17 protein-coding genes are annotated in these 18,055 nt (G+C 61.4%); 11 read left to right on the plus strand and 6 right to left on the minus strand.

All coding sequences use genetic code 11. The features are described from left to right. The first annotated feature begins 132 nt into the window (after positions 1-132). The 3 genes from AU465_RS10305 to AU465_RS10315 all read left to right on the plus strand — a co-directional run bounded on the left by AU465_RS10305 (position 133) and on the right by AU465_RS10315 (position 4,303). Entirely contained in the window at positions 133-1,569 is a 1,437-nt protein-coding gene (locus AU465_RS10305) for an NAD-dependent succinate-semialdehyde dehydrogenase (protein WP_192246537.1), read from the plus strand. Between the two features lie 71 nt (positions 1,570-1,640). Beyond that, a complete protein-coding gene (locus tag AU465_RS10310; RefSeq protein WP_192246539.1) occupies positions 1,641-3,677 on the plus strand; it encodes an NADH:flavin oxidoreductase in 2,037 nt (678 codons plus the stop codon). A 218-nt stretch (positions 3,678-3,895) separates the two neighbouring features. Further along, on the plus strand, positions 3,896-4,303 hold the full coding sequence (locus AU465_RS10315) for an aldo/keto reductase (protein WP_192246541.1): 408 nt from the start codon (positions 3,896-3,898) through the stop codon (positions 4,301-4,303). A 144-nt stretch (positions 4,304-4,447) separates the two neighbouring features. Here AU465_RS10315 and AU465_RS10320 read toward each other — a convergent pair whose 3' ends face one another. From AU465_RS10320 to AU465_RS10345, 6 genes are all read right to left on the minus strand, one after another. Continuing rightward, entirely contained in the window at positions 4,448-5,176 is a 729-nt protein-coding gene (locus tag AU465_RS10320) for an ABC transporter ATP-binding protein (RefSeq protein ID WP_192246543.1), read from the minus strand. Beyond that, positions 5,176-5,940, minus strand: coding sequence for an ABC transporter ATP-binding protein (locus tag AU465_RS10325; RefSeq protein WP_192246546.1), 765 nt, complete (start codon positions 5,938-5,940; stop codon positions 5,176-5,178). The genes AU465_RS10320 and AU465_RS10325 overlap by 1 nt, the downstream gene beginning before the upstream one ends. A 2-nt stretch (positions 5,941-5,942) precedes the next feature. Continuing rightward, entirely contained in the window at positions 5,943-6,902 is a 960-nt protein-coding gene (locus AU465_RS10330; RefSeq protein ID WP_210325052.1) for a branched-chain amino acid ABC transporter permease, read from the minus strand. After that, positions 6,902-7,813, minus strand: coding sequence for a branched-chain amino acid ABC transporter permease (locus AU465_RS10335; RefSeq protein ID WP_192246550.1), 912 nt, complete (start codon positions 7,811-7,813; stop codon positions 6,902-6,904). Before AU465_RS10335 ends, AU465_RS10330 begins: the two co-directional genes overlap by 1 nt. Before the next feature lie 135 nt (positions 7,814-7,948). After that, positions 7,949-9,058, minus strand: a complete 1,110-nt coding sequence (locus AU465_RS10340) for a branched-chain amino acid ABC transporter substrate-binding protein (protein WP_246505955.1) — start codon at positions 9,056-9,058, stop codon at positions 7,949-7,951. 192 nt (positions 9,059-9,250) lie between these two features. Next, a complete protein-coding gene (locus tag AU465_RS10345) occupies positions 9,251-9,886 on the minus strand; it encodes an RraA family protein (protein WP_192246554.1) in 636 nt (211 codons plus the stop codon). A gap of 220 nt (positions 9,887-10,106) precedes the next feature. Here AU465_RS10345 and AU465_RS10350 point away from each other — a divergent pair, with 220 nt between their 5' ends. The 8 genes from AU465_RS10350 to AU465_RS10385 all read left to right on the plus strand — a co-directional run bounded on the left by AU465_RS10350 (position 10,107) and on the right by AU465_RS10385 (position 18,037). Next, entirely contained in the window at positions 10,107-10,883 is a 777-nt protein-coding gene (locus tag AU465_RS10350) for an SDR family NAD(P)-dependent oxidoreductase (RefSeq protein ID WP_192246562.1), read from the plus strand. 6 nt (positions 10,884-10,889) lie between these two features. Beyond that, the gene (gene pxpB, locus AU465_RS10355; RefSeq protein ID WP_192246572.1) at positions 10,890-11,555 is read left to right on the plus strand and encodes a 5-oxoprolinase subunit PxpB; all 666 of its coding nucleotides are present in this window, start codon (positions 10,890-10,892) and stop codon (positions 11,553-11,555) included. After that, complete coding sequence (locus AU465_RS10360; protein WP_192246574.1) at positions 11,552-12,532, plus strand: 5-oxoprolinase subunit C family protein; 981 nt, start codon at positions 11,552-11,554, stop codon at positions 12,530-12,532. The genes pxpB and AU465_RS10360 overlap by 4 nt, the downstream gene beginning before the upstream one ends. Before the next feature lie 95 nt (positions 12,533-12,627). Beyond that, positions 12,628-13,800 carry an epoxide hydrolase family protein gene (locus AU465_RS10365; protein WP_192246576.1) on the plus strand — a complete coding sequence of 391 codons (1,173 nt, stop codon included), beginning with the start codon at positions 12,628-12,630 and terminating at the stop codon, positions 13,798-13,800. Positions 13,801-13,844: 44 nt separating this feature from the next. Continuing rightward, entirely contained in the window at positions 13,845-14,879 is a 1,035-nt protein-coding gene (locus tag AU465_RS10370) for an Ldh family oxidoreductase (protein ID WP_192246578.1), read from the plus strand. A gap of 76 nt (positions 14,880-14,955) precedes the next feature. Beyond that, a complete protein-coding gene (locus AU465_RS10375) occupies positions 14,956-15,981 on the plus strand; it encodes a proline racemase family protein (protein ID WP_192246580.1) in 1,026 nt (341 codons plus the stop codon). 51 nt (positions 15,982-16,032) lie between these two features. Then, on the plus strand, positions 16,033-17,061 hold the full coding sequence (locus tag AU465_RS10380; RefSeq protein WP_192246582.1) for a trans-3-hydroxy-L-proline dehydratase: 1,029 nt from the start codon (positions 16,033-16,035) through the stop codon (positions 17,059-17,061). A 67-nt stretch (positions 17,062-17,128) separates the two neighbouring features. Next, the gene (locus AU465_RS10385) at positions 17,129-18,037 is read left to right on the plus strand and encodes a dihydrodipicolinate synthase family protein (protein WP_192246584.1); all 909 of its coding nucleotides are present in this window, start codon (positions 17,129-17,131) and stop codon (positions 18,035-18,037) included. Positions 18,038-18,055: the final 18 nt, after the last annotated feature.

An 18,055-nucleotide genomic window follows, 5' to 3' on the forward strand; every position in this document is an offset into this window, starting at 1 on the left:
GATATGCGATATCTTTCGATTGCATATCATCATGCATATGTTTTATACAACACGCTACAAGCTTCACAAATAGAAATCTTGCCGAGCCTCACCGGTCGAAGCACCGTTGGCAAGGACGTGGGAAAACAGCCGATGTACAACGAAAAGCTCGAGTTCCTTATCGACGGAGAGTGGGCGGCGGCCAGCGATGGTCGCAGCCATCCCCTGATCAATCCCGCCACCGAGGAGCAGATTGCGGCTGTGCCATGTGCATCGGCACAGGATCTGGACCGCGCCCTGGAGGCCTCGGGGCGCGCATTTCTGAGATGGAAGAAGACGACGGCTGCCTTTCGTTGGGCGGTGCTGAGCCGGGCAGCGGACCTTATCGAGGCGCGTAAGCCGATGATCGCCCGCACGCTTACCATGGAAAACGGCAAGTCGCTGCGCGAGGCCGAAGGGGAGCTGCAATTCTGCGCTGACGCAACGCGCTGGTATGCCGAGGAAGGCAAGCGTGCCTATGGGCGCGTGATACCGGCGCGCAGTTTGGACGTTCGGCAGACAGCGCTGAAGGAGCCGGTCGGGCCGTCGCTGGGCTTTGCAGCATGGAACTTCCCGGCTGGCAACGTTACGCTGAAGATCGCTGCCGCCCTGGCGGCTGGATGCACGATCATCGTCAAGCCGAGCGACGAGACCCCCGGGACGGCGGTGGCTATCGGTCGGTGCTTCCATGACGCAGGTGTACCAGGCGGAGCTCTGAACATCGTGTTCGGTCCGTCTGCACCCATTTCGGAACATCTTATCGCTTCGACGATCCCCAAGAAGGTCTCGCTGACTGGATCGACCCCTGTTGGGAAGCTTCTCCAGAAGCTGGCCTCCGAGACCCTGAAACGGTGCACGATGGAACTGGGCGGGCACGCCCCGGTGATCGTGTTCGACGATGCGGACCTCGATCACACCGTGAATGTGCTGACCGCAGCGAAATATCGCAATGCCGGGCAGGTCTGCACTTCGCCCACCCGCTTCTATGTCCACGAAAATGTCTACGAGAAATTCATCGACAGGTTCGTCGAATGCAGCCGGAAGGTGGTCGTCGGCAACGGCCTCGAGGACGGTGTGCAGATGGGGCCGCTCATCACCGGGCGACGCCTGGGCATGATGGACGAGCTTGTGCAGGACGCTGTCTCGAAAGGCGCCCGCCTCGCTCTCGGCGGCGAGCGCATCGACAGGAAAGGGTATTTTTACGCCCCAACCGTTCTGCGCGACATGCCGGACGGTGCACGTGCAATGAACGAGGAACCGTTTGGCCCGATGGCGCTAATCACGCCTTTCCGGTCTTTCGACGAGGTCATCAGCCGAGCCAACTCGTTGCCATACGGCCTCGCGGCCTACGTATTTGCTCGCAATGGGTCGGTCGCCACCGCGGCGAGTGAGGAACTGGAGGCTGGCGTGGTGGGTATCAACCATACGTCAGTGCACGAGGCCGAAACCCCGTTCGGCGGCGTCAACGAATCCGGCTACGGCGCTGAAAGTGGCGCCGAAGGCCTTGAAGCCTATCTCAGGACAAAGATGGTGACTGACAAGCGAATCTAAAACGCCGGCGCTGGCGGTCGGACATTCTCTAATTTTTGGCGGTAGCAACCGCTATATCGGAGCGCAGCTCGATGTTGAACGATCCTCTTCTGCAACCTTTCACGATCAAGCACCTGACGCTTCGCAACCGGCTCATGACGACGTCGCATGAGCCCGCCTACCCCGAAGACGGGATGCCGAAAGGACGATATCGCGCCTATCACGTTGAACGGGCCAAGGCAGGTCTTGCGTTGACCATGACAGCCGGCTCGGCCGCCGTCTCCCGAGACAGTCCGCCGGTATTCAACAACGTGCTGGCCTACAAGGATGAAGTCGTTCGTTGGATGCGCGAACTGACCGACGCCTGCCATGAACATGGCGCGGCGGTGATGATCCAGTTGACGCATCTGGGCCGACGCACCCGATGGGACAAGGGAGATTGGCTTCCTGCCGTTGCCCCCACCCTCGAGCGGGAGCCCGCGCATCGAGCCTTTCCAAAGCTCATGGAGACGTGGGACATCGAGCGGATCAAGAAGGATTTCGCCGACGCGGCCGAGCGCATGAAGGCAAGTGGCGTCGACGGCGTTGAATTTGAGTCGTTTGGACATCTGCTCTCCCAGTTCTGGTCACCGATGAGCAATGAACTGACGAACGAGTACGGTGGCTCGCTCGAAAACCGGATGCGTTTCTCGCTGGAGGTTCTCGCGGCGGTACGAAAGCGCGTGGGGCCGGACCTCATTCTGGGTGTCCGCTATGTCGCCGACGAGGACACGCCGGTTGGGTACGGGAAGCAAGAGGGTCTGGAAATCTCACGGCGGCTGAAGGACAGCGGCCTGATTGATTTTCTGAACGTGACGAAGGGACATATCGAGACCGATGCTGGTCTTACCGACCAGATCCCGATCATGGGCATGGCCAGCGCGCCTCACCTCGAACTCGCGGGAGAAGTGAGGGCCGCGACTAAGTTTCCTGTGTTCCATGCAACGCGAATTCAGGACGTCGCGACAGCGAGGTACGCCATAGCCGAAGGCAAAGTCGACATGATCGGCATGACCCGGGCGCACCTGGCGGACCCTCATATCGTGCGCAAGATTCTCGAGAATCGCGAGCACGATATCCGGCCTTGCGTCGGAGCCAATTACTGCCTCGACCGTATTTACCAAGGCGCCATGGCCCTGTGCATCCACAACCCCGCCACAGGGCGTGAAGAAACGATGCCGCACAGCGTCCCCAAAGCGCAAGAAAAGAAGAAAATTGTCATCGTCGGAGCGGGGCCGGGCGGGCTGGAAGCGGCCCGGGTTGCGGCCGAGCGCGGGCACGAAGTCGTGGTCTTCGAGGCAGCGGGCAAGGCTGGGGGTCAGATCTTGCTGACCGCGCAGAGTCCGAGACGCCGTGAGATGATAGGGATCGTGGATTGGCGGCTCGCGCAGTGCGAGGCGCTCGGTGTTACGTTCCGCTACGGCACATGGGCCGAGACCGAAACCGTCAGGGACGAAAAGCCCGATGTTGTAATCATTGCGACGGGTGGGATGCCCCACGTCGAAGTTCTCACCAGCGGAAATGATCTGGTCGTTTCGGCTTGGGACATCATCGCGGGCGATGTCAGGCCGGGCAGCGATGTCCTGATCTACGACGACGCCGGAGACCACGCCGCGCTACAGGCCGCCGAGATTATCGCCGATACCGGCGCGAAGGTGGAGATCATGACCCGCGACCGGTCGTTCTCACCGGAAGTGATGGCGATGAACCTGGTGCCTTACATGCGAGCCCTGCAGAACAAGGACGTGACGTTCACGGTGACTTACCTGTTGGAGTCCGTTCGCAAGGAAGGCAATCATCTCATCGCGACCATCGGCAGCGACTATGGCGGCATAAGCAAAGAGCAGAGGCACGATCAGATCGTCGTCAATCACGGCACGCGGCCCAACGACGACCTATATTTCGCGCTGAAGCCTTTTTCGAAGAACCTCGGTGCGGTCGACTATGGCGAGCTGATCGACGGACAGACCCAGACAAGAGTCGAGAACGAGGAAGGGACCTTCAAGCTCTACCGGATCGGAGACGCCGTATCGGCACGCAACACCCATGCGGCGATCTATGACGCGCTCCGTCTTGTGAAGGACATCTGAGCTCAGGGGTCATTTCGCCGCGCATATCGTTTGCTTGGAGCGGTTCAGCGTTTGAAGGATCGCCGGACCGCTCCAATTCCGGACGGAAGACCGCTTCACACTTTTCCTGGAATTGCTCTAGAGGGCTGCTTCATTGAGGCGCACCCTTTGGGAGGTCCGATGGGGAAGGTAATGCGACGCTCCGCGTAGCCACCGGTCGCGAAGGTCAGGATCGCCTCATGCCCAATTTCAAACTTCCCGGTCCGCTGGGCTTTGGCGGCGCCCCACTCGGCAACATGTTCGAGACAGTCGACGAAGCGACCGCGGAAGCGGCATTGAACGCCGCATGGGAAACTGGTGTTCGCTACTTTGACACCGCGCCCAACTACGGCGCTGGCCTGTCCGAACATCGCTTCGGCAACGTGCAATATCCACGCAGCGATTTCGTGTTGTCGACCAAAATTGGTCGACTGTTGGTAGCCGGCAGCGATCTGCGAGCGCCATGGTGCCGACATTCGATCTACGCTGCAATTTTGCGCGCCTCATCCTGCTGTCGCCGCGGTCATCCCGGGAGCCAAGCGGCCAGACAAGGTCAGGGACAATGTGCGGTTAATGGCGGCCGTCGTGCCCAAGGCAGTTTGGGATGATCTGCGGCAGGAAATGCTGATCCCACAGGACGCACCGGTGCCGACAGACAACAAGGCGCAATAACAAACCATGCCGCCGCGACGGAACACTTCGTGCACGTCGCCCGAAGGCGCCGAATTGCATGGCAACCGGCCCGACCAAATTCAGGCCGCTGTGCTTCCCAAGTAGGCACCGATGACAGCATCGTTGCTGGCTAGCTCGCTGCCAGATCCTTCGAGGACAATGCGCCCGGCCTTGAGAACATAACCGTAATCGGCGAATTTCAGGGCGACCTTGCTGTTCTGCTCCACCAGCAAGATCGTCACGCCCTCACGGTTGAGGCGTTGCACGATGTTCATGACCTCTTTGACCAGTTGCGGCGCCAGCCCCATCGATGGCTCATCGAGCAGCAGCACCTTCGGTGCCGCCATCAAGGCCCTGCCGATCGCCAACATCTGCTGCTCGCCGCCGGACAGGTTCCTTGCGTCGCCATTGTGCCTACGCGCCAGGATCGGGAACAGTTCGAACACATGATCCATCCGCCGACGCCGCTCGACATCGTCGGCCAGTGTGAAGGAACCCAGGTCGAGATTCTCCTTGATCGTCATGTCACCGAAAACGCGCCGCCCCTCCGGAACATGGACGAGGCCGCGGTGAGGCAGACGGTGGGCGGGGACCTTGGTTATGTCGTCGCCCAGGAACCGGACACTGCCGGATGACGCCGCGATGAGGCCCGACAGCGTGCGCAAGGTCGTGCTTTTGCCGGCGCCGTTCGCGCCGAGCAGAGCCACGATCTGGCCGCGCCTGACCGAAAGGCTGACGCCATGGAGCGCTTCGATCGCGCCATAACGCGCCACGATTCGGTCGGCCGAAAGGACAATTTCGGAGTCCATCAATCCTCCGTACCGAGATAGGCTTGGATGACCTTGGGATCTGCCCGCACGGCCTCCGGCGCGCCATCGGCGATCTTCTGACCGTAGTCGAACACCACGATCTTTTCCGAAACCTGCATGACCAGGCCCATATCATGCTCGATCAGCAGCACGGTTACGCCGGTTTCGTCGCGAATGCGGCGGATAAGATGCACGAGATCGAGCTTCTCACGCTCATTCAGGCCCGCGGCGGGTTCGTCCAGCAGGATGAGCTCGGGCGTCGAAGCCAGAGCCCTTGCAAGTTCAAGCCGTCGCTGGTCGCCATAGGAAAGGCCGCCAGCAAGGCGATGCGCGTGCTCCGCGATGCCGACGAAATCGAGCCAGCGCATCCCAACCTCGCGTATCCTCTCCTCTTCATGTCGCTGTGACGGCAGGTGCAGAATCGCTGCGACAATGCCGTGGCGGCTGCGGCAATGCTGGCCGGACATGGCGTTTTCCAGGACCGACATTTCCTTGAATAGCCTGATGTTCTGGAATGTGCGGGCAAGGCCGAGCGCGGTGATGCGATGCGGCGGCAACCCCGTGATCGGCTGGCCACCCAGCTGGATGGAGCCGCCCTTCGGCTTGTAGAAGCCGGTGAGGCAGTTGAAGAGTGAGGTCTTGCCGGCCCCATTAGGCCCGATAAGGCTGTTTATGGCGCCCTTTTCGACCGAGAACGAAATGTCCTGAAGGACTTTCAATCCCCCGAAACTGAGACGCAGGTCGCGGACTTCGAGCAGGGCCATCGTCACACCCGCTTGTCCGGCCACAGGCCGTTCGGCCTGAAGAGCATGATTGCCAGCAGCGCCACGGCTGTCACCAGCGGACGATAGGTGCCCGCACCACGCAGCACTTCCGGAAGCAGGGCAACCAGAATGGCGCCCAGGACGACACCGGGGATGCGGCCCATGCCGCCCAGCACGACGCCGAGCAGGATGAGAAGCGACTGGTTGAAGGTGAAGCTTTCCGGGGAAATGGCGGTCATCTTGGCCGCATAGAGGCATCCCGCCACGGAAGCGATCACTGCCCCCATCATGTAGGCCTGGAGCTTGGCGGAGACGCGATTGATGCCAATACCGGCTGCTGCGTCTTCGTCATAGCGGACATAGAACCAGGCACGTCCAATACGCGAGCGCTCCACACTCAGACAGACGAAGAGCGTAAGCAGCGCCAGCGTCAGGAACGCATAGTAGAAATGCTGCACCTGCATCAGGCGGAAGCCGAAGATCTCCGGCCGCTCGATGCCGAAAAGACCGCTAGCGCCTCCGGTGATATCAAGGTTGCGGGCGATTATGCGCACGATCTCGCCGAAGCCCAGCGTCACGATCGCCAGATAGTCGCTGCGCAGCCTCAAGGTCGGCGCGCCTATGATAATGCCGGCTACGCAGGCAGCTGCCATGGCGACTGGAATGGTGAGCCAGAAATTGAAGCCGAATTCTGCGGTCAGGATGCCGGTCGTGTAGGCGCCGACCGCGAAGAAGGCGGCATAGCCGAGGTCAAGCAGACCGGCGTAGCCGACGACTATGTTGAGGCCGAGGCATAGCACGACATAGAGCAGCGCCGTGGTCGCCACCTCTGTCACATAGGCATTGGCGAATTGCGGCAGCACCAGTGCCAAGGCGAGCACGGCAAGGCCAGGCAGCAGAAGCGATCTGTGCAGCAATGGCGGCTGCGTGACGGTGGGCAAGGTCCTCACTTCCTCGCTCATCACACCCGCTCCACGACAGAGCGTCCGAGAACGCCGGTCGGCTTGAAAACCAGGAACAGGATCAGCGCGCCGAACACGAAGACGTCGCGCCATTCCGATCCGACGAAGGGCAAGGAAGACCCATTGGCCTCGAGCAGGCCGAGCAGCAGGCCGCCGAGCATGGCGCCTGGCACGCTGCCGATGCCGCCGATGACGGCCGCAGTGAAGGCCTTGAGCCCCATGACGAAGCCCATGAAGAAATGGACGCTGCCATAGTAGGCGCCGGCCATGACACCGCCGCCGGCGGCGAGCGCCGAGCCCATGAAGAAGGTCAGCGCGATCACCCGGTCGACATCGATTCCCATCAGGCGGCTCGCCGCCATGTCGATCGAGACGGCGCGCATCGCCTTGCCATACATGGTGCGCGAGACGAAGGCCTGCATGCCGGCCATCAACAAGATCGAGGCGCCGACAAGCACGATCTGCGTGTAGGTGACGTGAACAGCCGAGATGTCGATGCCGGCAAAACCAAGATCCGTGTTGAATGCAAAATGCCGCCCCCCGGTGAGCGCGAGCGCGGTGCCGTTCAGCACCATCGAGGCGCCGAGAGCCGTGATCAGGATCGAGAGGCGCGGCGCATTGCGCATCGGCCGGTAGGCGAAGCGCTCGATGACGACACCGAGCAAGCCGACGGCCAGCATCGACACCAGCAGAGCGCAGACAACGCCAAGCCAGCCGTTGCCGACCCATATACCGACGAAGGAAAACACCATGAGGCCGACGAAGGCGCCGCTCATATAGATATCGCCGTGGGCGAAATTCAGAAGCTTGATGACGCCGAAGACCATGCTGTAGCCAAGCGCGATCAGGGCATAGAACGAGCCGACGATGAGGCCATTCACCAGCTGCTGGATGACAAGGTCGAGCGTCATTGATGCTCCGGTTGCGGGTATTGAAAATGTCGTGCCGGGCGCAGCATCGATAGGCGCCAGCCACCAGGGCAAGACAACGGGCAATGACGCCGAGGCCGACTCACGAGCCGCCTCGGCGTCTAGCTGTCTTCGCCGTTACTCGGCGGCAACCCATTTGCCGCCCTTGGCAACGACCGGGCGGAAGTTTGACGTCTGCAGCGTGTTCTTCTCGGTGAACTTGATCTCGCCGGCCATGCCCTTGAAGTCGCTGGCCTTGAGCGCCGCCACGATTGCCTTTTGATCGGTCGACTTGGCCCGCCCGATCGCATCCACGATGAGGTCGCCGACGTCGTGCGAGAGAGCCGCGTAGGCGCCAGCGTCGCGGCCGTAGGCTTCCTTGTACTTGGCCTTGAAGTCGGCCGCGCCGGAGAGGAGATCGACGGTCGGCGGGGACAGGAGAAATACGCCCTCTCCGGCCGAGCCCGCGATCTCCAGATATTCCGGCGAATTGTTGCCGTCGCCGAGCACGATGCCGCCCTGGAAGCCGGCCTGCCTGAGCTGCTTTGTAAGCAGCGCGCCGCCGGCATGGTAGGCGGTCCAGAACACAGCGTCCGCGCCGCTTGATTTCACCTTGGTGACGACCGCCGAATAGTCCTGCTCGCCGGCAGTGGTGGTTTCCTTGGCGGCAACTTCGCCGCCTGCGTTCTTGAAGGCTTCGGCGGTCAGTTTTGCCAGGTCGGACGAATAGGCGTCGCCTTCATCTATGACGGCGATCTTCTTGTAGCCGTTCTTCTTAAAGAGCTCGACAGCCGTCGTCGCCTGCATATCGCCCGTTGAATTGGCAAGGAAGGCGTTGCCCGGGTTGGCAGCGACGAGCTTGGTCGAATTCGCCCCGATGATGACGAAGGGAACGCCGGCGTCGCCATAGATCTTCAATGTCGGAAGAACGGCGCCCGAGCAGTAGCCGCCGACGATTGCCGTCACGCCTTCCGAGACGAGCTTGCTGCCCGCGGTCACCGCCTGCTGCGGATCGCAGGCATCGTCGGCCGTGGTCATGACGATCTTGTCGCCATTGACGCCGCCCTTGGCGTTGGCCGCGTCGATCGCCATCTTCACCGCGTTCTCCATGTCTTGCCCCTCGCTGGCCAACTGACCAGTCATTGGGGCGACAATGCCGATCTTGATTTCGGCAGCTGTGGCACCCGTCGTCAGGGCCAGCCCGGCAAGGGCGGTGGCGCAAGCAAGCCGCTTGAAGGTATCAACCATTAGTCTCTCCATTTTCCCCTGTTGGCGCATCCGGGCGGCGTGCCCGGAAGCATTCTACTGCTTGGTGTCGAGCGGATTTAGCAGGATCAATGTGGCTCCCGCTCTAAGTTGAATACGAAGCTGGATTTTTTGATACGATCGATGGATGATATTATACACTAAGTCAACCCTTGGACGCGCTGGGCCGGTCGATCAATGGCTCCCGCTGGCGGATTTGGCATAGGCGCCGTTGTAGCGATTCTCGCGGATGCTCTGCATGATCTCGGCTTCGCGCGCGTCCTGCGCCTTGACGGCAGCCAGCAGGGTCGCGGCACCGTCCAGCGGAAACGCCACGACGCCATCCTCATCGCCCACGACGACGTCGCCGGGGCCCACGACCATCCCGCCCACTGAGACCTGAACGTTGATGGCTCCAGGACCGTCCTTGTAGGGACCGAGATGGATGGCCGATCGTGCGAAACAGGGAAATGGGTTGCGGCCGATAGCGCCGGCATCGCGGATGGCCCCGTCGATGACAATGCCGGCGGCGCCGCGCGAGGCCGCAACGCTGGTCATGATCTCGCCGACCAGCGCCCGACCCTCGTAGCCACCGCCATCGACAACAATGACGTCGCCTGGCTGCACCAGATCGAGCGCACGGTGGATGAACTGGTTGTCGCCAGCACGCGTTTTGACCGTCAGCGCCCTCCCCACCATGACGCCGGCCATCTTGTGAAATGGCCGCAACCCAACTGCTCCAGGAACGCGAGCTAGGTTGTCGCTAATCAGCGGGGTAGCAAATGCCCGGAAGGCACTGATCAGCTCGTTCTCGCGACACCCATCTGCCATCCAAGTCGCCTCCCCGCATAGCTATTATGAATATCTTATCCAATCACAGTCGACTGAGGAGTGTCAACAAATGATCCCGGCCCAGGTAACCCAAGCTTGAGGCCTTGGAAATGGCCGACATGGATGCGTAATCGACCATTCCCCGGACTTGCAACCTCATAAAGCTTAAGGCTAGATTGGATAACATATCCATCTATCAGAACCTTGAAGGGATTTAAGCGTGAAGCACGTAGGGAAAGTCGTGGTCATAACCGGGGCGGCGCAAGGGCTAGGCCTTGCCTGCGCTGAACGCTTTCATGATGAAGGCGCCAGCGTGGTTCTCGTAGACGTGAAAGCGGACACCATGCGCGACAAAGCCGAACATTTCGGTGAACGGGCTACCTGGATTGAGGCGGATCTTTCAGAATGCAGCAGCGAGATGGCAGCCGGCATCATCGCCAAGGCGACGGGCGCTTTTGGCGGCGTCGACGTCCTGATCAACAATGCCGGCGTCATTCATCTCGACGATTTCGTCGATTTTCCCGAGGAGGCGTTCGACTGGGTCCAACGCGTAAATCTCAAGGCGCCGTTCCTTCTCGGTCAGGCGGCGGCGCGAGCCATGATCGCCCAGGGGCGCGGCGGCTCCATCCTCAACATGTCGTCGATCAATGCCATCTTGGCCATTCCCAACTCCGTCGCCTACGCAGTGTCCAAGGGCGGTATCAAGCAGCTGACGGCAGTGATGGCGGTCGGGCTCATTCCGCACAATATCCGCGTCAACGCCATCGGGCCGGGCACCATCCTGACCGACATGGTCAAGAGCTCGGTCATGGCCAGCGAGGCGCAGCGCCAGACCATCCTGTCGCGAACGCCAAGCGGGCGCTGCGGCGAACCGTCGGAAATCGCCAGCGTCGCGTCCTTCCTCGCTAGCGACGATGCTTCCTATATCGTCGGCCAGACCATCTATCCCGATGGCGGCCGGCTGATCCTGAACTATACGGTGCCGGTGAAGGACTGATCGCTCATGGCCGTCGCTCAAGCGCCGCGCATCAGCCTAGCGGGATCAGGCGCGCTGCTTCTCGATGGCGCGCAGGCAAGCTTCGACGAGGCCACCCAGGAACTGGTCTGGGCTGTGGCGAATGCGGCACGCGCGCTCGAAGGCGTGCGCGAGACGGTTCCCGGCATGAACAACCTGCTCGTGCTGTTCGACCCGCTCGCCATGGATGCGCTCAGGCTCGGTGAGCGGTTGAAATCACTTTGGGCCTGCACCGACGTCCAAGCCATTGCCGGCACCCAGCATACGATCTCTGTCAAATATGGCGGCGCGCGCGGCGAGGATCTCGCCGGCTGGGCCGCGCATTGCAAGTTATCGCTGGAAGAGACCGTCAATCGGCACGCAGCCGCCACCTACACCGTCGCCGCCATCGGAGCCATGCCGGGCTTCCCTTATCTCTCCGGACTCGATCCGCGGCTTGCCTGGCCGCGGCGCAACAGCCCTCGGGTCAAAGTGGCCGAGGGCGCCGTCATCATTGGCGGCGCGCAGGCGGGCATCATGCCGATGACCGCGCCGTCCGGATGGCACATCATCGGCCACACGGATGCGAGGCTCTTTGACGCTCAGGCGCAATCGCCGATTCTGCTCAGGCCCGGAGACAAGATCCGGTTCCAGATCGCGGGAATAGAGACATGATCGAAATCCTCACCACCGGCCTTCCGAACACGGTCCAGGATCTCGGCCGTCCCGGGTATCTGGCGCTGGGGATCAGCCATGGCGGCGCCATGGACAGCCAAGCGCTTGCGTTCGCCAACCTCATGCTGGGCAACGATCCGTCGGCTGCGGGAATTGAGGTCGCGCTCTATCCCTTTCGGCTGAAAGCGCATGTCGACATTTCGCTCGCCATCACAGGTGCCGACTGCCCGATCACCGTCGGTGGTCGGCTATGCCCACCGTGGTGGGCAACCAACATTCGCGCCGGCGAGATGCTTGTGCTCGAAGCGCCGCGGGCGGGCGCGCGTTCCTACATCGCCTTCGCCGGCGGACTCGACCTGCCGCCTGTCATGGGTTCGCGCGCGACGGATGCGAAGAGCGGTTTCGGTGGATTTGGCGGGCGCGGCCTTTCGCGCGGCGATCGGCTTCGGCTCGACACCGCAGAGTGCACGCTGCCTCCAGGCGGCCTTGGACTGGCCCTGGAAGAGCGGCGGGCTACCTGCAACGGTGCTGCTTGCCCGATCGAACTCCGGGTGCTTCCGGCCGCCGAGTTCGACGCCTTCACGCCGGAGGCGCATGCGGCCTTCACCGGCAGCGAATGGCGGATTACTAGCGATGCCAACCGCATGGGCTATCGCCTGTCCGGAGAAACTCTTTCGCTCGTCTCGCCGCTGGAATTGCTCTCGCATGGCATCGTGCCGGGCACCGTTCAGGTGCCGCCGTCCGGCCAGCCGATCATCCAGCTTGCCGATGCCAACACCTGCGGCGGCTACCCCAAGATCGTAACCGTGATCGAAGCCGATCTCTGGCGGCTCGCGCAGGCGCCGGTCGGTGCGCGCCTGCGTTTTCTGCCGGTCTCGATCGAAGCTGCGACCGAGGCGTTGCGCACGGCCAGGCAACGGCTTGACGAGTTCTTAGCTGCGCGGAGCATCAGGGCTGGTCGCCTCCGACCAGGATGACGGCCGACACGGCGTCGTCGTGCCGCTATCGGCGGATAGCGAGCCGCCGCGATATCGACTTCCACCCCTGGTTCAACTCATACCGGCGAGCGAATATGTCCACGGATATCCGCCCCTTCACGATCCGGGTTCCACTGGCCGAAATCGTCGACCTGAGACGGCGCATCTCAGGCTGGCGCGAGCCGGACCAATTGGAGAGCATAGGCTGGGCCCAAGGAACGGAGCAGGCGGAGCTGAAGCGATTTGTTGAGCACTGGCGCGCAGGTTTCGATTGGCGCGAGCACGAAGCCGCCTGGAACCTCCTTCCGCACTACCAGACCGATATCAGCGGCCACACCATCCATTTCATCCACGTCCGCGCCGCCGTTCCAACCGCCAGGACGGTCATACTCACCCATGGCTGGCCGGGCAGCTTCTGCGAATTCATCAAGCTTATTCCGCTGCTGTCCGATCCGATGACGAATGGAGGAAGGCAAGAAGACGCATTCAACGTCGTGATCCCCTCGATCCCGGGATACGGTTTCTCGAGCCGGCCAAGTAGGCCCGGTCTCAACCTGTTTGCCGTCGCCGACCTCTGGGCAGAATTGATGGGCCGCCTTGGCTACGAGCGTTATTTGGCGCAGGGCGGGGACCTCGGCGCCAGCGTGTCGACAATTCTGGCATACGCCCATCCCGGCAACCTCGCCGGGGTGCATCTGAATTTCATCCCCGGTTCATATTCGCCGCCGCATGACGCAGGGCCAGGCGGCGACCTCACTTCGGAAGAACGCGCCTTCCTGGAGAGGAAAGCCCGGTGGGTGGACCTTCATGGCGCGTACAGCCATATCCAGGGAACACGTCCCCAGACGCTGGCCTACGGGCTGACCGATTCGCCTGTCGGTCTGGCGGCATGGATGATCGAGAAATTCCGCGACTGGAGCGACTGCGACGGCAATCTGGACAATGCCACGTTCTCGGGCGACGACCTCCTCGCCAACATATCGCTTTACTGGTTCACTCGAACCGTCGCCTCGTCCATGCGTCTCTATTGGGAAACGCGCGCCCGGCCGTTGGCATTCCCGCCTGGTGCGAAGATCGACGTTCCGCTTGCAGTGGCGCTGTTTCCGAAAGAGCTGCCGATGCCCCCAAAGAGCTGGGTCGAACGGATTTTTCGCGATGTGCGCCAATGGACAATAATGCCAAGCGGCGGGCATTTTGCAGCCTTCGAGCAACCTGGGCTGCTCGCGCAGGATCTGAGAGCCTTCGCGAGCGAGCTGAAATTTTCATGACCCTGCGCCGGCTCGCCCCCGCAGCCAGATCACGAAGGCCATCAATGAGCAGCACCGTAGTCCTCACCATCGAAGCCCTGCATGAGCGCGTCGAGGCGATTTTCAGCAAGGCCGGGCTGAATCCCGTCCAGGCCGGCGCTATCACCCGGGTGATCGTCGCGGGTGAACGCGATGCTTGTAAGTCGCACGGTGTCTATCGAATAGAGGGAGCTTTGAGAACGATCAAGGCTGGAAAGGTCAATCCGGATGCGGTTGCCGAGTTGGTACCGCAACAGGCACCGGCCATCGTTAGAGTCGATGCCAAAGGTGGATTTGCCAATTCGGCCTTGGAATTGGGTATACCGGAGCTGGCCGCGCGGGCCCGTTCTTGCGGCACAGCTGCGCTTGTGGTGAATGACGCTGCGCATTTTTCTGCCCTGTGGGTCGAGGTCGAAGCGTTGACCGACCGAGGTCTTGCTTGTCTTGCCATGTGTCCCAGTTATGCGACGGTCGCCCCAACTGGCGGCAATAAGCCTCTACTCGGGACCAATCCCTTTGCGTTTGGGTGGCCGCGTCCTGGACACCAGCCTTATGTATTCGATAATGCAACCTCCGTTGCCGCGCGAGGAGAGATCGAACTCCATCGCCGTGCGGGCAAGCCGCTGCCAGAAGGCTGGGCCATAGACTCGAAAGGCAGGCCCACGACCGATCCCGAAGCAGCACTTGCTGGCGCCATGCTTCCGTTTGGCGGGCACAAGGGGTCAGCAATCGGAACCATGATCGAGCTGCTGGCCGGTATCATGATCGGGGACCTGACCAGCTCAGAGGCGCTCGAGGTTCTGGGTACGACAACGCTTTATCCATCTCACGGTGAGCTGGTCATTGCATTCTCGCCAGAGGCCTTTTCCACTGGCCGTGCCGGAAATCCCCTTTCTCGTGCTGAGACGCTATTCGAGGCGATACTTGGCCAGGGAGCGCGCCTGCCCTCGCAGCGGCGATTCCTTGCCCGTGCGAAGTCGGAAAGGGACGGTATCAACCTTTCTCAGCAGGAGATGGCGCAACTCGATCATTTTCTTGATCGAGGGCTCGACGCCGTCTGACTCGACCGCCGTCCCAGTCGTATCCAAGCCTTTCATTGCCGCGATCAACTGGGATCCGACCATCAGGAGGAGAAAAATGCGCTGGTCAAAAACATTCACGGTCGTCGGCTGCCATGCCGAGGGCGAAGTGGGCAACGTCATCACCGGCGGCGTCATCGACGTGCCGGGCAAGACGATGTTCGAGAAGAAAGAATATCTTGAACAGCATTTGGACGACATACGCGGGCTTGTCCTGTTCGAACCGCGCGGCGCGCCCTACGTCAACGCCAACATCATCCTGCCGCCCTGTGATCCGACGGCCGATCTCGGCTATGTGATCTTAGAGAGCACCGAATACCCGCCCATGTCGGGCTCGAACACTATCTGCGTCGCCACCGTTGCGCTTGAGACCGGCATTGTCCCGATGCAGGAACCCGAGACGCGGCTGCACATGGAAGCACCGGCCGGCATGATCGAGGTCCGCTGCGCCTGCGAGAACGGCAAGGTGAAGCAAGTGGAATTCACCAATGTGCCGGCTTTTGCGTTCCACCTCGACACGCCCGTCGAGGTCGAAGGGATTGGTACGATCACCGTAGATACCTCCTATGGCGGCATGACTTTCGCCCATGTGAATGCTCGTGCCCTCGGCTTCGCCATAAAGCCCGACGAGGCCCACCAGATGTCACTGACGGGCCAACGCATCAAGAAGGCGGTCAACGAACAGCTTAAGATCGTACATCCGGAAAACCCGAAGATCCGCGACGTCTCCAACGTGATCTTCGAAGGTCCTATCGAGCGCGTCAACGGCCGCGTCGAAAGCGTCAACGGCACCGTGTGCCTGCATGGCAGGCTCGACCGCTCACCGACCGGAACCGGCACCACGGGGCGCCTTGCCGTGATGTCGGCAAAGGGGCAGATCGCCAAGGGCGAGCCGTTTCGCAACAAGTCCATCATCGGAACCCATTTCGATTCCCGCGTGATTGGGAATACGCGCGTCAAAAATCTGGATGCCGTCGTCGTCACGATAGCCGGGCAGGCCTGGATCACCAGCATCGGCCAGTACGGTCTCGACCCCACAGACCCCTACCCGCGCGGACATCGCCTCAGCGACGTCTGGTTCTGAAACAACACCCGCCGATCGCGTCGGCACCGCAACCCATCCAAGGAAGCCAACATGCGAAGTACCAAATCCATTCACATAATCGGTTGCCACGCCGAGGGAGAGGTCGGCGATGTGATCGTCGGCGGAGTCGCCCCGCCACCCGGAGCGACGATCTGGGAGCAATCGCGCTTCATCGCGAAGGACCAGGGCCTGCGCAACTTCGTCTTGAACGAACCGCGCGGCGGCATCTTTCGCCATGTGAACCTTCTCGTTCCCCCGATCGACCCCAAGGCAGACATGGGCTGGATCATCATGGAGCCGAACGACACGCCGCCGATGTCAGGTTCCAACTCCATTTGCGTGGCGACGGTTCTGCTCGACGCCGGCATCATACCGATGCAGGAGCCGGAGACGCATTTCGTCCTCGAAGCCCCCGGCGGTCTGATCAATGTCACGGCTGAGTGCCGAAACGGCAAAGCCGAGAAAATCAGGGTGCGGAACCTGCCGTCTTTCGCCGACAAGCTGGATGTCAAGCTGGAAGTCGCTGGGGTCGGCACTCTGACGGTGGATACAGCTTTCGGCGGCGACAGTTTTGTCGTGGTGGACGCCAGGTTGGTCGGCTTCAGGATCGAGCCGGACGAGGCCCGCGACATCGCCGAGACGGCGATGAAAATCACCGCCGCAGCCAATGAGCAGCTCGGTTTCAAGCACCCGACGAATGCATGGGATCACATCTCGTTCTGCCAATTCACCAACCCTGTCGCTGTCGAGGACGGTATCCTGACCGGGAAAAGCACTGTGGTCTGCAGCCCGGGCAAGCTCGACCGCTCTCCTACCGGCACCGGCTGCTCGGCCCGCATGGCGCTGCTCCACGCCAGGGGGCAGATGAAGGTCGGCGATCGTTTCATAGGGCGATCAGTCATTGGAACAGAGTTCGATTGCAGCATCGAGGCGGAATGCATGCTGGAGGATCGGTCGGGGATCGTCCCAACGATAGCCGGTCGAGCTTGGATCACAGGGACGCAGCAGCATCTGCTCGATCCGGATGACCCCTTTCCCGCCGGCTATCGGCTATCCGATACCTGGCCGATGCTGGCCTGAGTTGGCAATCACCGACGACAGGGATCGCAAGCAAGCTTCCTCAATTCGCAAAGAAGGGAATGAACCAATGACTAGGTGGAAAGGCCTATTTCCCGCGGTGACGACCAAGCTCGCTCGCGACGGCAAAGTCGATCTAAAGGCAACGATGGACAGTATCGACAGGCTCGTGAGGAATGGTGTGTCGGGCGTCATAGTCCTGCCGATGCTGGGCGAGAATGCCTCGATGACACTTACCGAGCGCGAGGCCGTCATCCGAGGCGCCGTCGAGGTTGTGGCGGGACGGGTACCCGTGCTCTCCGGCCTCGCGGAGGTGACGCTTGATAGTGCGCAGACAAATGCGAAGCTCTACGAAAGCTATGGCGCGCAGGGGCTGATGGTCTTTCCGAGCCTCGGCTATAAGTGCGACGCGCGTGAGACGGTCGAATGGTACACGGGCATTGCGCGAGCCTCAGCCCTTCCGATCATGATCTACAACAATCCGATCGCCTATGGGGTCGATGTCACAGTCGATGTGCTCCGGGATCTTGTCGGCACGCCTGAGATCGTCTGCATCAAGGAAGAATCGGGCGACATCCGCCGGGTCACCGACCTGCAGGTCGCCTTCGCCGATCGTTTCAGTATCTTCTGCGGGGTCGACGACCTGATCGTCGAGAGCTCGGCGCTGGGCGTGACGGGCTGGGTTTCCGGGATGGCCAATGTATGGCCAGCTGAATGCACTGAGCTGTTTAATCTATGCGCGCGCGACGCCTATGCCGAGGCGCGTACCCTCTATCGCATCCTGACTCCGTCCTTCCATCTCGATACCCACGTCAAACTGGTCCAGTACATCAAGCTTGCCGAGCATCTGGTCTATGGCGCACCCGAATGGACCCGCCCTCCGCGCTTGCCGCTTGTCGGCGAGGAGCGCGAGTTCGTCGTTTCGACCATCCGAAAGGCAATTGAGGCGCTTGACGCGCGAACTAAGAGAGGGACGTAACCTTTCCTTGTCGAAGTA

Source organism: Mesorhizobium silamurunense, assembly GCF_014843905.1.
GTDB classification, from domain to species: domain Bacteria; phylum Pseudomonadota; class Alphaproteobacteria; order Rhizobiales; family Rhizobiaceae; genus Mesorhizobium; species Mesorhizobium silamurunense.